The 13,106-nt window shown below is 48.1% G+C and carries 13 protein-coding genes; 4 read left to right on the forward strand and 9 right to left on the reverse strand.

Translation table 11 applies throughout. The annotated features are described in order from the left end of the window. Positions 1-22: 22 nt before the first annotated feature. From OXH00_05680 to nusB, 7 genes are all read right to left on the reverse strand, one after another. Entirely contained in the window at positions 23-1,108 is a 1,086-nt protein-coding gene (locus OXH00_05680; protein MCY3740491.1) for a DUF262 domain-containing protein, read from the reverse strand. Beyond that, positions 1,105-2,088 carry an adenine-specific methyltransferase EcoRI family protein gene (locus OXH00_05685; GenBank protein ID MCY3740492.1) on the reverse strand — a complete coding sequence of 328 codons (984 nt, stop codon included), beginning with the start codon at positions 2,086-2,088 and terminating at the stop codon, positions 1,105-1,107. Before OXH00_05685 ends, OXH00_05680 begins: the two co-directional genes overlap by 4 nt. 204 nt (positions 2,089-2,292) lie before the next feature. Beyond that, the gene (locus OXH00_05690; protein ID MCY3740493.1) at positions 2,293-3,417 is read right to left on the reverse strand and encodes a hypothetical protein; all 1,125 of its coding nucleotides are present in this window, start codon (positions 3,415-3,417) and stop codon (positions 2,293-2,295) included. 6 nt (positions 3,418-3,423) lie between these two features. Then, positions 3,424-4,272 (reverse strand): peptidyl-alpha-hydroxyglycine alpha-amidating lyase family protein, encoded by an 849-nt coding sequence (locus OXH00_05695; GenBank protein MCY3740494.1) that lies wholly within the window; start codon positions 4,270-4,272, stop codon positions 3,424-3,426. A gap of 14 nt (positions 4,273-4,286) precedes the next feature. Then, a complete protein-coding gene (locus OXH00_05700) occupies positions 4,287-4,949 on the reverse strand; it encodes a hypothetical protein (protein MCY3740495.1) in 663 nt (220 codons plus the stop codon). 100 nt (positions 4,950-5,049) lie between these two features. Next, on the reverse strand, positions 5,050-6,852 hold the full coding sequence (locus tag OXH00_05705) for an NHL repeat-containing protein (GenBank protein ID MCY3740496.1): 1,803 nt from the start codon (positions 6,850-6,852) through the stop codon (positions 5,050-5,052). A 90-nt stretch (positions 6,853-6,942) separates the two neighbouring features. Then, positions 6,943-7,344: a transcription antitermination factor NusB gene (gene nusB / locus OXH00_05710; protein ID MCY3740497.1), complete on the reverse strand. Its 402-nt coding sequence runs from the start codon at positions 7,342-7,344 to the stop codon at positions 6,943-6,945. A gap of 280 nt (positions 7,345-7,624) precedes the next feature. On the opposite strand from nusB, the gene ggt reads away from it, so the two are divergent. The 4 genes from ggt (at position 7,625) to OXH00_05730 (ending at position 11,565) form a co-directional block, all read left to right on the forward strand. Beyond that, a complete protein-coding gene (gene ggt / locus OXH00_05715; GenBank protein MCY3740498.1) occupies positions 7,625-9,226 on the forward strand; it encodes a gamma-glutamyltransferase in 1,602 nt (533 codons plus the stop codon). A gap of 14 nt (positions 9,227-9,240) precedes the next feature. Further along, the gene (locus tag OXH00_05720) at positions 9,241-10,029 is read left to right on the forward strand and encodes an SDR family NAD(P)-dependent oxidoreductase (protein MCY3740499.1); all 789 of its coding nucleotides are present in this window, start codon (positions 9,241-9,243) and stop codon (positions 10,027-10,029) included. Between the two features lie 180 nt (positions 10,030-10,209). Beyond that, positions 10,210-10,536, forward strand: a complete 327-nt coding sequence (locus OXH00_05725; protein MCY3740500.1) for a Rieske (2Fe-2S) protein — start codon at positions 10,210-10,212, stop codon at positions 10,534-10,536. Between the two features lie 12 nt (positions 10,537-10,548). Further along, positions 10,549-11,565, forward strand: a complete 1,017-nt coding sequence (locus OXH00_05730) for an NAD(P)-dependent oxidoreductase (protein MCY3740501.1) — start codon at positions 10,549-10,551, stop codon at positions 11,563-11,565. Positions 11,566-11,646: 81 nt separating this feature from the next. Here OXH00_05730 and OXH00_05735 read toward each other — a convergent pair whose 3' ends face one another. Together OXH00_05735 and OXH00_05740 are read right to left on the reverse strand one after the other, a co-directional pair. Next, the gene (locus OXH00_05735) at positions 11,647-12,318 is read right to left on the reverse strand and encodes a hypothetical protein (GenBank protein MCY3740502.1); all 672 of its coding nucleotides are present in this window, start codon (positions 12,316-12,318) and stop codon (positions 11,647-11,649) included. A 152-nt stretch (positions 12,319-12,470) separates the two neighbouring features. Then, positions 12,471-13,064, reverse strand: a complete 594-nt coding sequence (locus OXH00_05740) for an isoprenylcysteine carboxylmethyltransferase family protein (protein MCY3740503.1) — start codon at positions 13,062-13,064, stop codon at positions 12,471-12,473. Positions 13,065-13,106 lie beyond the last annotated feature (42 nt).

Below are 13,106 nucleotides of genomic sequence, written 5' to 3' on the forward strand. Positions count from 1 at the left end.
CTTGGGCACAGGGGCGGTCTGATTATCGTGCGGACTTCTCCCTGTTACACTTTTTACAAAGCATCTGGCAGTTATCCTCGGTGGTCTTGCCGTCCTCGGACCAGGGTGTGATATGGTCTGCTTCCATCTCTTTGATTGTGAATTTGTCGTCACACCTAACACAAATGCCTGACTGTGTTTCGTAGACCTTTTGCTTCATGCTGTCTGAAAAGGCGCGTATGTTCAGGTGCTTCTCCTCGCCAGTCAGAATGTAAGAGTATATCCCCGCTTTCCGTGTCACATCATCGTCAAGTATAAGGCGGGCGGTTTCCTGCTCAATCTTTTCAGCGTTAAGGTCGGCGTCTCCAAAGTGGTTGTGCAGCGAACCCCAATCTACGCCCCTCATTATTTTTGGTCTTGTGTTCGTGAAAGTGGATTCAACCCAATCGATCACCGATTGAAAATACTCCCATAGGAGCAACGCGTCTTCGTCGTGCTGATGCGTCCCCATGTAGTCTTCAATTGAGCCTTTGCTGACCCACTTAATCACTGTCTCCAAGTACTCTTGTCGGATTGGCCTGCCCTTGACATAGGCATTGCCGATTTGGTATGCAACGCAACCGTTCCGACTAAAATATCGCTTGGCATCTGACAACCAAGTTCCGGCGTAAACAGCATTACGCAACTCTTGGGTGGTCAACTCCTTTCCCGCAATGTTGATCGTCTTGAACCACTCCAACTTCTCGCTGTCTGCCCCACTACAGGCGTAGACCATCAACTTGTAATCCAATATCAATTCTTGTTTGTCTGATGGGAGATTGTGGAAGTATTTACCTTCAATCGAGAAATCACCATCCACATACTGAGCAACGGAGATTGTACGCTGCTGTCCGTCAATGATTTCAAATTCTCCGTTTTCCCGATCTGACCAGTACATCACGTTCAACGGGAATCCTTTCAGGATGGAGTCAATGACGGCGTTGCGTTCCTTGTCGTTGTAGATAAACTCCCGTTGAAATGGCGGACGTATATCCAGTTTGCCGCCGTACCCGGTTACGCCGCCCTCGCCAGCGTCGTCGTAATCCTCGACAATCTCTCGCACTGTGAGGTCGAGTTGTTCGATCTTCATTGCCGTATCCTTTTGTTGCGGATGACTATGCGAGCATAAATCTCTTTGCCTTTGATTTTAAATCTACTCTGCTTGCCTGTTAGCTGGGTTATGAGAGGTCGGTCCATACCAATAATTTCAAACTGTTCGGGATTGTGCTTGTCCAAAAAGGTAATCGGCACGCCCATTTCTCCAGCATAATCTACTGGAATATCAGCCGTTTTATTCACATTGATGGCATCATAGTTATCGTATTTAAGGTATTCCTCTGGTGAATATCGTTTGAACAAAATTAATTCTTCATTTCGCTTCTTGTGGTTGAGGTTGGTGAACCAAACAGCGTTCCCCAATCGGCCCTTGATGACACCATCCACCAGTCGGTAGGCACTGCCCTCCTTCTTGTTTCTAACCAATTCTGTCGCATAGTCTTCCGGCACATCAAAAAGCATATCTTTGCCAGCCGGACCATGACCAAGCCACAACCTGCCACTCTTGATTAGGGGAAATACCTCTTTGTATGTTATCGCGTTCATGCTCCCAATAACGACAAATTTTTTGCCGTATTCAACCAGTTGCGCGATATACTCCCTAAACAATGAAAACGGCGGATTTGTAACCACAATGTCTGCCTGTTTAAGCAACTCAATACATTCCCGGTTCCTGAAATCGCCATTTTCCTTGAGTTGAAATACGGTGGGTTCTGTTTCATTGCCGACATACTCAAGTCCGGCAGCGGTTTCCATGTCGTGTTTACTGAATAGGTCTGACTGCTGATTTTTGTAGCAGGTTGCGATCAGTCTTTTGAGTCCAAGTTTCGCGAAATTCAGGCGAAAGTAGCGAAAGAAATTGCTGATGGTGGGATCGTCGCAATTGCAGTAAACAGTCTTGCCGCGAAAATGTTTCCTATAATGCTTTAGCTCTTTCTCGATGTCCGGGAGTTGTGTGTAAAATTCATCCTGCTTTGCTCTATTCGCAGCGTGCAGAGACTTATTTCCTGCCATAATATGTCTTTCTATAATTCCCTATTGTAAGGTGCTGTGTAGATACTATTTTTACTGGTTGCGAGATAAACCTCGCATTCTTCAGTGATGGCATTTTTTGGTCGGTAATGGTTGGGATTGCCCCAAGCGGGAAAACCGAAATTCCCAACCAAGTGACGTTCTAACTATTATAATTGAACGAAATCTTTAAGTGCGTAAGTCCTTTTAAATATGCACTCCGACAGTGTTGAATGCTTTGAAGACTAATATTGCGCCGAGCAGGATGACGACAGCGGCACTGATCATCGGTAGACGTTGTAACCAGATACCTTCGCCTGTGAAACGTTCAATTATAGGTTTTGCCATCACCATCAGAATACCGATAGCGACCAAGACGGCGGCAAGCCCTAACGAGAAAGCACACAGGATAATCAGCCCCCACACAAGTTTGTTAAGACTAATCGCGAATAGAAGCCCGATGAGTGCATCGACACACGGCACAATACCACCGGAAATACCGAGAGAGAGTAACCCCCAAAAACCCGTCCGTTCTGAAGGCACAGCATGGCTATGCGTCCGCCCACCATGACTGTGTGTAAGTACCTGATCCTGTGAATGTCCATGGTCATCGTCGTGCGAATGCTCGTGTCCATGATCGTGGTCATCTGTGTGCGGATGGTCGTGGTCATGGTCATCATCGTGCGAGTGTTCATGTGAGTGGTCGTGTCCATGATCGTGATCGTCTGCGTGCGGATGGTCGTCATCGTGTTCATGTGAATGGTCGTCATCGTGCCCATCTTCATCGTCGTGTCCATGATTGTGATCGTGCGGGTGATCGTGATCATGTGAATGCTCGTGCGGGTGCGGGTGCTGATGTCCATCTGCCTGGCTGTGTACACTACCACTGTAATACTGCTTCATGTTTCTGGTAAGCAGCCACGCCCCAATACCAACAATCAAGACACCGGAGAACAGGCTCAACCACGGGACAATATTCTCCGGGGCAAACCCCTGCGCTACCAGCATAACGATGCCAAGTACTATGACGCTGAAGGTGTGCGTAATGGTAACGACAACCCCAAGGAAAACTGCGTCAATGACCCTGCCTTTAGAACCGACGAGGTAAGCAGCAACTATTGCTTTTCCGTGACCGGGTGTTAAGGCATGCAAACCACCCAGCACAAATGAGACCACGAGGGCAACAATCGCCAATTGCAGCGTAAGCGGTTGGTTTACCAACTCTTTGATTCGGTCGCCTGAATGCTCATGGCCTTCATCGGCAAATCCTAAAGCACACGCGACAATCCCAATAAAAATAATAAGAAAAATATAGAGGTAATGGTTCTTCAAAACAGTTTAAATCCTCGCGAATTTTTGGAAACGTCTGTCGGCGATGACTTCGCTAACATAGATGTCGCCTTTTGAATCGATCCAGATGCCGTGTGGCGAATCGCTGAATTGTCCGGGTGCATCGCCCTTCTCGCCCCACCGTCCAATAACTTCTCCGTCAAGCGTCATGATGCTAATGCGTTGCCCGCCTTCGGCAATGTGAATAACATTATCGCTATCAATGAAGAGGTCGTTTGGAGAACGGAGGTCTGTCCACTCGGTCAGGTATTCTCCATTGTTATTAAAAATCTGACAGCGTAGGTTCCCACGATCAAGAATATAGACGCGGTCGTTATGGTCTACAGTAACATCGTGTGGCAAGTTAAATTCACTGGGTCCTGTGCCGGGTGCGCCCCACGAAACGATTACTTCGCCGTCGGCAGTCATCCGGTGTACCCGCGATTGTCCGTAGCCATCGGAGACGTACATCTCTCCAGAGGTAGAAAGGACGGCGCGCGTCGGTTCATTAAAGGGACCCCCCGGCGCGCCGGGTTGATTGACAGTACCGAATGTCTGCAATAATTCGCCATCAAGCGAGAATTTTCGGACTGTGTGATCAACAGTATCTGTGGTATAAATTTCATCATTGGGACTGATCCAGATGCCGTGCGGTTTCTGGAAGATATCCTTGCCCCATTCGCTAACGAATGTGCCATCCGCCTCGAAAACGAGCATCGCGGGTTGTGGACTCCGGTTGTAGACGTAGACGCGATCGTTTGAGTCGCACGCTACACCGGAAACGAGTCCGAGTTGGGGAATCATGCCCCATCCTTCTACGACTTCATATTGATAATCGCCTGTTCCAAAAGTTGCCATAGTGATGCCTCCTGTTAAGTGCCAACGCTTACGTACTTGGCGACAATAGATTTCAGAATTTGGACGATGCGTTCAGTTTCCCAGACCGCATTATAAGTTTTGGAGAGTTCAACAGTAAACGTCGGTTTTTCGGTCTCAATATCTCCAACAATTCCGTGAACGAATGTCCAACTATCAGCGACAGTATAACATCCAAAAATCTCCTGATCCGTCTTAGCATCGCTCTTCCAATTGAGCCATGCGGCGGCGAGCATTTCGCCATAGAGCTGAAATTGCGGGTTTGGGGCATTAATGCCCCGTTTAGTTTCATGAACGACCAAGTAAGGTTGGTGCATTCGTCCGGCGATGCAGGGAGCGAGCGCACCATCGGCCTCGCCTTCCAGTTCAAAAGTCGGGTAACTTGCTCTGAGCGGGACTCCTGACCACGCTTGAACATGCCCTTGTTCCGCAAGCACCAACAACGGATAAATAGCACGTGCCCAAAGCGTGGCTTCGTTCATCAGTATAAGTTGACGTTTTCCTAACAGAGATTTGAAGTAATTCAGGAGTCTGATTTCTTCCGGATTCAGCGTTAACGTCATTTCGTCCCATTTGTCAGATACATCTGGTTGCTCGTACAGGGTCACAAGTGCTTTGAACGTATCTTCAGTAAGCTGCGATAATGGATACGTTTGCATTGCTGAAAACCTCCTTCGAGTCTGCTCAGGTACTTTTGAAGCTCCTTCCAAAAGATTTCAACTTCGATAATATCTAATTTTGGAATATATTGCAACCGTTTTAAAAGATCCCGTTTATGAACAAGGCAACACGTATGAAGTCTGCCTCTTGAAACCCGGTCGCATAGAGGACATTCGTCTCGTCGATATAGGTGTATCTGTTTTTGCCGAAAAAGTGTGTGATTTCAAAATTCAAACGGAATGTACGACTTAAATCGTAATGGACACCTGCACCCCAGTCGGAGAGATTCGCGTTGAAGTCAAAGAAGCGATAGTTGGCTGGATTCAGCGCATCGTTGACGAAATCAAGGCGTATGATGCTGAAATACGCAAATGCGCGTGCTTCCCGATAATTGTAGAGGCTATGGTCGCGTATCCATGTAAAATCAATCTGGATTCTATCATCCCAAGAGTTTTCAGTCGCCCTATCATCTTGATTGAAACTGCCGCGAAAGTCTACGAAATCCCTTGCTCTATAATAACTCGTATCGGTCATCCGGACGTAAGTGAGTCGATTAGAGAGTGCGAGACGGAATGACTCGTTTAAATCATAAGAGAAAATTAAATTTGCGTATGCGGTATCTTGAACAATCTGCTCATCAAAATCGGATTTGGTATAGAGATCGGCATCCAAATCATCTTGATTATCGATTTCAATGTCGTGCAGATCGCGTGTATAACGGAGTTTGAGTTCCGTCTGGAACATCGAAGAAAACAAGGATGTGGTCGGCGCGTATTTCCTAAACAATAACTCCGCTGGGTTGAGATAGTAAAGATTTCCGCTCCCATCAATCCCCTTGAGTTGCAATGCAACATCGGTTTCAACTTCCCGTCGGAACCGGATCAGCAGCTTCTGGGTATATTCACCATCTGTGGTAAACCGTTGGATACGCCGCAGCCGGTAACGAAACAGCCGTGTATCACCGCTGTAACGTCGCGTCGGATCGTCAAGCCGATTTGGAAGCGTGGAGACGAAATCTTTTAAGTACTTCGCCGTGTCTGCGACAAGGAGTGTGCCATCTGTCAATGCCGCTATCCGAAAGGGAGCGATAAATTGTCCAGCCGCATCGCCGTATTCACCGAAGGCACGTAAGAACTTCCCTTCGGCACCATACTTCAGTACCCGATGTCCTCTTTCATCAACGACATAGAGATTCCCGTGTTCATCTATTGTCATATCCACGGGATGTACGAGGCGGCCTGTCCCCGGTTGCGCAAGCGGATACTGAGCAACCGGTTCACCTTCTGAACTGAGTTTGTAAACCGTTCCACCATCGCAAATATAGAGATTTCCATTTGCATCTACCGTTAGAAGAAACGCCCGCTTTGTATCCCCTTGTGGGATAATGAGTGCATAATTACCGTCAGCATCTAAACCAGGTGAAGCGGCTTCAAGGGGTGCTATCCGCTGACTGAAGTCTTGGATCGGGTAACTCGCGACAAATCCGCCTTGTGCGTCAAATTTATGGATACAGGGCCCGTAATTAAAGATTTTGGGTCCCAATGTCGTTTGTAGATTGGGGTCTGAAATCTGAACGAACATCCAATCCATCACATAGATACTACTATCCGTGCCAACAGTAACAGCCGTCGGATTAATGAACCGAAATTCGCTCTCTGTCTCCATCTGGATGTCAAATAGAAAGTTCCCTATTTCATCGAACTTCTGGATTCGGAAGTTATCTGTATCAACGACATAAATGGCACCGTCAGGTCCAAACGCCATGAACAAAGTCTCTGCGAATTGTGCTTCATCTTCACCTTTGCCACCAAACGCAACAACAAATTCAAATTCTTGTGCGGCGTTTATGTGTATCGGAAGCAGCAACAATAGGCAAAGCATTAATTTTTTTATTTTAAACATGTGCTATTTTTATTCTTTTCTGTTCTTGATCTTTTATTCTTCTGAATGCAGCGTCTATTCCACAGTCAAATATTTAGCGTTTAGACACATTTATGTATTTTTGGGGATGTTATCTAAGACTCCGTTAATAAATTTTGGGGAATCTGGGGTACTGTAAACTTTCGCGATTTCAACCGCCTCATTAATTGAAGTCGCTGGATCAATATCGCTAAGGTAAAGAATCTCATAAGCCGCGCATCGCAGGATAGAGAGGTCTACGACAGGCATCCGATGGAGTTTCCAATTTTTAGAGGTGTTTTGAAGCAATTCATCAATTACATCGAGATGTGAAGTGGTACCCTCAACGAGTTCCACCACGAACGGACGGAGTTTGGCAGATGTATCGTGGTTCTGCCAAAACTGTTCCATGACAACCGGGACCGGCGCCTTGGTGAGTTGAATCTGATATAGCATTTGCATCGCGACGATGCGAGATTGCCGACGAAGAGACATTATAATTTCCGATGCTCCGATTTTCGAGTGTTCACGCGTGAAGTTTTATTCGATTAGATACGCTACCGTGTATTATACACGGTTTTAGGCGGCATGTCAAACAAAATACCAGAAGAGGCAGTCAGCAGTTCATGAACGGAAACCCGGCGGAGGGTACCTACTACTTTACGAATTCTGCTGTAAATATACAAAAAAGCGGATACAATGTCTGAAATACTTGACAATTCTATAAAAAAACTTTAGAATTCCGTATATTAGCCTTCAGGGAAAGGAAAAATTTGTGAATTCACACAAAAGAGATTACGGTACTGTTGCAGGCCCCCATCCTCGCACCGCGCAAGCCGGGTTCGAGATGCTCCTTGCTGGTGGAAACGCTGTTGATGCTGCTGTCGCCGCGGCATTTGCGGAAGGGGTCGTGGAACCCTCACATAACGGGATTGCAGGGTACGGCGGTTGTGTGCTTATCTATCGTAGCAAAACGCAGGATGTTATTGCAATAGATTACAATTCCGCTGCACCGGCTGCTGCCTCCGAAAACATGTTCACGATCGAAGAAGCACCGGATGCAGTTGCAGGGTACCGGGTCCCCGGACGGGTCAACGTTCACGGTCCGCTGTCAATTGGCGTGCCGGGGGTTGTCGCCGGCTTATGCTTGGCGTTAGAGGCGTTTGGAACGCTGCCACTCACCGATGTCCTCCGTCCTGCTATCAATTCTGCCCGCCACGGCTATGCTCCGAACAGTGCGAACCGCGGCGGGATAGCTGGAAATGCAGAACGGTGGAGACGCGAGTTTCCGGAAACTGCACGCGTTTTCCTGAAAAATGGTAGACCCCCGAAAAAAGGTGAAACGCTTACGAACCCAGAACTCGCGCGGACTTTGGAGGCAGTCGCGGAGGGAGGACATTCCGCGTTCTACGAGGGAACAATTGCCGAAACAATCGCAAACCACATCCAAAAATTAGGCGGATGCTTAACTGTGGACGACCTGAAGGATTACCGTCCTTTCATCACAACCCCCTATCAAATTCAGTACCGAGGCTACTCCGTCTATACTTCCCCACTCGGTGCGGGAGGACTGACGACCTTACAGATGCTCCGACTGGTAGAGGAATTCGACGTGGCGGAGATGTCTGTTACTGAGAGGTTCCACCTCTTCGCTGAAGCGATGAAGGTGTGCTGGCCCGAAAGACTCCGGCGATTTGGAGATCCCACTTTCGTTGACATAGACATTGAAACGGAACTTTCGGATAACTTCACTGCGACACTCAGTGAGAAGTTGAAAGCAGGGCTGGCATCGCCTCAACCTGGCGAGGTTGTCTACCATGAACCGATGAACTGCACAAGTCACATCTCAACTGCAGATGCGCAAGGAAACATGGTATCGCTAACACAAACGCACGGTGGCGGATTCGGCTCAATGGTTACAGTCCCTGGAACAGGTCTGCTTTTTGGACACGGTGTTGGTCGTTTCGATCCGAGACCGGGACTTGCGAACTCTGTCGGCCCCGGAAAACGTCCGCTTCATAACATGGGTCCGCTTCTCGTTACACGGGATGGCGCACCTTTTGCCACATACGGAATCCCGGGTGGCAGGACTATTCAGAATAACCAGCTTAATATCAGCATTAATCTTATGAACTTGCAAGTGTCAATGCAGCAGGCATTGGACGCGCCGCGCTTCCACAGTGATGGTGCCGAACCGATCCAAATCGAATCGCGCGCCGGTGAAAAGGTTATTATCGGGTTAAGGAAACTCGGGCATGAAATCACAGCAAGCGCGGGCATCGGGGGGCCGGGACACGGTGTCCGTCTATGGAACGACGGAACTCACCATGATGGCGGCACGGATCCACGCGGCGAAGGCAAAGTGATAGGCAAATAACAGGAGATCTGGCAATGGCTTTCCGTAACGATGCACTCGCTGGACAACACATCGTTATTTCCGGCGGGTGCGGAGCAATCGGGATTGGAATTATCCAAAAATTGATGGCACACGGTGCCAACCTAACGGTAAACGATATCCTGCCGGATCAACAGGCGATAGATCGGCTCAGCCAAACCGGAATCGACACAGCGCAACTTCACTACGTTAAGGCAGATTTGACAGATACTGACGAGACCAATATGTTAATAGATGCAGCGCGCGAGCGGTTCGGACCTATTCACGTCGCGCTCTGCCATATCGGTATGGTGATCCCAAAACCGTTGTTAGAATACAGAGCAGAAGAGTGGGATGAAACAATGGCAGTCAATGTACGGACAGCGTTTTTACTCGGAAGTGCCGCATCCCGTTCTATGCTTGAAGATAGGGTCAGAGGACACCTTATTTTTACGACATCTTGGGTTGCTGACGTGCCGTGGCCCGAGATAGGACCGTATAACGCAAGCAAAGCTGCAATGAAGCAGCTCATGCGTTCCTTCGCACGGGAATTGGCTGATAAAGGGATTCGCGCCAATGCAGTCGCACCCGGTATTGTCAGTGTAGGACTCGCAAAACAACAGTGGGACACGGATCCAATCTACCGTGCCCGTGCCCAAAAAGCAATTCCACTCGGCGTTATGCAACCGCTTGATTCGGTGGCAAACGCCTTCTTATTTTTATGTAGTTCCGCCGCAGATTATATGACAGGAACAGTGCTACTCGTAGACGGCGGATGTAGCCTGTATCCTATGGACGATGCTTAGCCCGCGCGGAGGAAGGGTGAAAACCCTACGTGCAGTCTAAACCGGTTTGCGTCTATTCTGAGACCAAAGCCGTAACTGAATTTTTTAGCAGCAGTGGTATCCATCGGAAGACCACAACAATGTTTTCTGATACGATTTTAATCTTATTTTGCGTAAAAAACGCAAAAAGCTGGAGAAATTATGTCACAATTTGTAAAAGCCGCGACAACCGATCAAATTCAGCCCGGTAGATGTATTGGTGTGAAAGTTGAAGGTGTTTTTATCGGTATCTACAACGTTAAGGGTGAATATTATGCGATGAACAATATCTGCCCACACCTCGGTGGCGTTTTGAGTTACGGCTTCTTAGACAATAATTGTGTTACGTGCCCACTCCACATGTGGGAATTTGATGTGACGACGGGTGAATGCGTCTGGCCAGGGGAGGAAAGCATACCCACCTATCCCGTTAAAGTGGAGGGCGACGATATTCTTGTGAATGTGGATACACCCCTCCAAGCGAGTTAGTACCTATTTCGCATGGCGATTTTGGTAGAAGGGCGCGGTTCCCCAATCGCGTCCCTCTCAGAGGAGAAAAAGATTATGGCATATCTGCTCACCGGTGGCATGGGCTGCATCGGTACTTACGTCATCCGCGACCTGTTAGCCGCCGGTGAAAAGGTAGTGGTTTACGATTTCGCTTACGACCTAACCATTCCAAAGATGGTACTCACGGACGAACAGATTGAAGGGTTCACCTTCGTGCAAGGTGACATCACTGACCTACCGCATGTCTTACGTACCGTCCAAGAACACGAAATTGATAGGGTTATCCATCTTGCTTCATGGCAGGTACCGGCGTGTAATGCGAACCCACCGCAGGCGTTAAAGGTCGTCTGTGAAGGCACAATCAATATCTTGGAAGCAGCGCGTATTTTCAATCTTAAACGCGTTGTCTGGGCAAGCAGCGTTGCAGTCTTCGGGGCACCAGAAGATTACAATCACCAACAGATTCTCAATGATGCGCCACACTATCCGAAGTTTATCTACGGTGCATGCAAATCCCTTAATGAAAAATACGCGACGCACTATTTCGATGCTTATGGTGTTGACTCGATCGGGCTTCGGTTTACGGCTGTCTACGGTGTTGGTCGGACGCGGGGGATGAGTTCGTTCACGACACAGATGATTGAAGCCGTCGCATTGGGTGAACCACATGTCTGTCCATTCGGTGACGATGCAGTGGATTGGCAGTACGTAGAGGACGTTTCCAGTTCAATTGTACTCGCGTGTACCTGTCCGACGACACAGACACGTGTCTTCAATGTAAAGGGTGGTATCCGACCCGTTAAAGAAGGTGTAGCATATCTTAAGACGTTGGTACCGGACGCACAGATTACGTTGGAACCGGGGGTATTCGGAATCTCGTGGGATTACGACGCAACAGCCATCGCCGATGAGATGGGATTCACGCCTGCCTACACGATGGAGCAAGGGATTCTGAAGACGTTCAACCGTTTTCGCGAGCGCGCCGGATTGGCGCAGGTAGCATTGTAAGGCGGAGCATACTTCGCCTATTAAACAATGATGCAATGCCCGCCGAAAACCTGGGACGCGCGCATCTTCAGCGCGACATTATCAAAAGATGTCCCGTAGAATCTGCATAATCCCCATTAAGATCAAGAGTCCTCCGAGGAACAGGGTGCATTTTCCAGCGAATTTCTCATGGCTGGAATCGGCAAGTCTCCGGGTGATGAAGTGCGCCCAGACGAGTAAACCACTCCCATTTAAAAGATATACGATTCCTTGTTCCCAATGTGCGATTTTGCGAATTATATCAAAAGTAAGTGCGTCTTTTACTGCGATAACATCCAAACTGAGCGCGTATCCTGCTGCAGTAGCAATAAAAATTGTGCTAATCAGCAGTGGACGGGTGACAGAGGAGATGTTCAGAACCGCGAAAATCCATGCCAAAATTGCCAGACTGCTAAAAACTGAAGGCATCCATAGTACCCATTTCCACTGCCACACCGTTGGAAAATTAGGAAACAGTCTCTCTAATATGTTAACCAGCCCCAAACTGCCTATAGCGCCGCCTAGGGCAAACACGATACTGCAAGCAATGGACACAGCACGAGGTCTATTTGGAATACCTAGGGGCATTAGACCTGACACAACTACTATAACGCTGGTTGCAATCAATCCGAGTGTGTCAATACCCGGCGAAAATGCCATAATAGTAAAGATAGCTGGATTCACCAATATTGTCTTCCATGTTACCTTGGTTACTTTTGCGGTTCTGTTAAACATTGTGTCTCCCTGCTTCAATTTAAGCCTCACCATGATAAAATATGGCATCCGTAATTTGTAGGTTCAGTTCTTGAGACTATTATATCACAGATTTTAACTGCCTTAGAGAAAAGTGCCTGCAGATGGAACTGTTGAACTTCAAAACCGAATTATTATAGTATACCTATAGCCTGTCTGGCGAAAATCAACCCGATGACGCAGCCAATTGCTGTCAAGGTGCGCTTTTCACTTTTAATGGCACGTGTAAAAGAAAAATCATGGGTAGACGGATCCGGGTAGGAACGGAACTGGGGAATAAAGCGAGGCACCTGCTCACGGTATGTCTGATAGACCAAACCGCAGGACTCTAATAGATACGTCTCTTCTACTGCTATAATGGGGAGATATTGGAAGAAATAGGCGATAATCAGTACCGCGACAAGCCAATAGACGTTTGCGACAAGGCAGACCCCGAGACTCAGCAGAAAATTGCCGAGATAGAGTGGGTTCCGCACGTAACTATAGGGCCCCGTTGTGACGAGGTCGCGTGCGGCACCGAGCGTTCTCGCACGCGTGGATGCGCCTGCATATCCAACAGCCCACCCCCGAAGTAACTCGCCTACAACAATGAACGGCACCCCCATAACGACTGACTGCCATGCGGGTTCTGCGAAATAGAGCAGCGCAATGATGAACGGGATCGGAGTGAAACTGCGGATTTTAAAAAAAATGTTGCCAATTCTTGAGGCGTGCATGTTTTCTGCCATTTGGACACAACAAAGCGGCATTTTCCATATTTTAAACCCCCG

It is taken from the genome of Candidatus Poribacteria bacterium, assembly GCA_026706025.1.
In the GTDB taxonomy this organism is placed as follows: domain Bacteria; phylum Poribacteria; class WGA-4E; order WGA-4E; family WGA-3G; genus WGA-3G.

Coding starts and splice junctions, on each gene's coding strand:
- OXH00_05735 (MCY3740502.1), bottom strand. CDS start 12,318: ATGTTTAACAGAACCGCAAAAGTAACCAAGGTAACATGGAAGACAATA.
- OXH00_05680 (MCY3740491.1), bottom strand. CDS start 1,108: ATGAAGATCGAACAACTCGACCTCACAGTGCGAGAGATTGTCGAGGAT.
- OXH00_05705 (MCY3740496.1), bottom strand. CDS start 6,852: ATGTTTAAAATAAAAAAATTAATGCTTTGCCTATTGTTGCTGCTTCCG.
- OXH00_05730 (MCY3740501.1), top strand. CDS start 10,549: ATGGCGATTTTGGTAGAAGGGCGCGGTTCCCCAATCGCGTCCCTCTCA.
- OXH00_05740 (MCY3740503.1), bottom strand. CDS start 13,064: ATGGCAGAAAACATGCACGCCTCAAGAATTGGCAACATTTTTTTTAAA.
- OXH00_05685 (MCY3740492.1), bottom strand. CDS start 2,088: ATGGCAGGAAATAAGTCTCTGCACGCTGCGAATAGAGCAAAGCAGGAT.
- OXH00_05725 (MCY3740500.1), top strand. CDS start 10,210: ATGTCACAATTTGTAAAAGCCGCGACAACCGATCAAATTCAGCCCGGT.
- OXH00_05695 (MCY3740494.1), bottom strand. CDS start 4,272: ATGGCAACTTTTGGAACAGGCGATTATCAATATGAAGTCGTAGAAGGA.
- OXH00_05720 (MCY3740499.1), top strand. CDS start 9,241: ATGGCTTTCCGTAACGATGCACTCGCTGGACAACACATCGTTATTTCC.
- OXH00_05700 (MCY3740495.1), bottom strand. CDS start 4,949: ATGCAAACGTATCCATTATCGCAGCTTACTGAAGATACGTTCAAAGCA.
- nusB (MCY3740497.1), bottom strand. CDS start 7,344: ATGTCTCTTCGTCGGCAATCTCGCATCGTCGCGATGCAAATGCTATAT.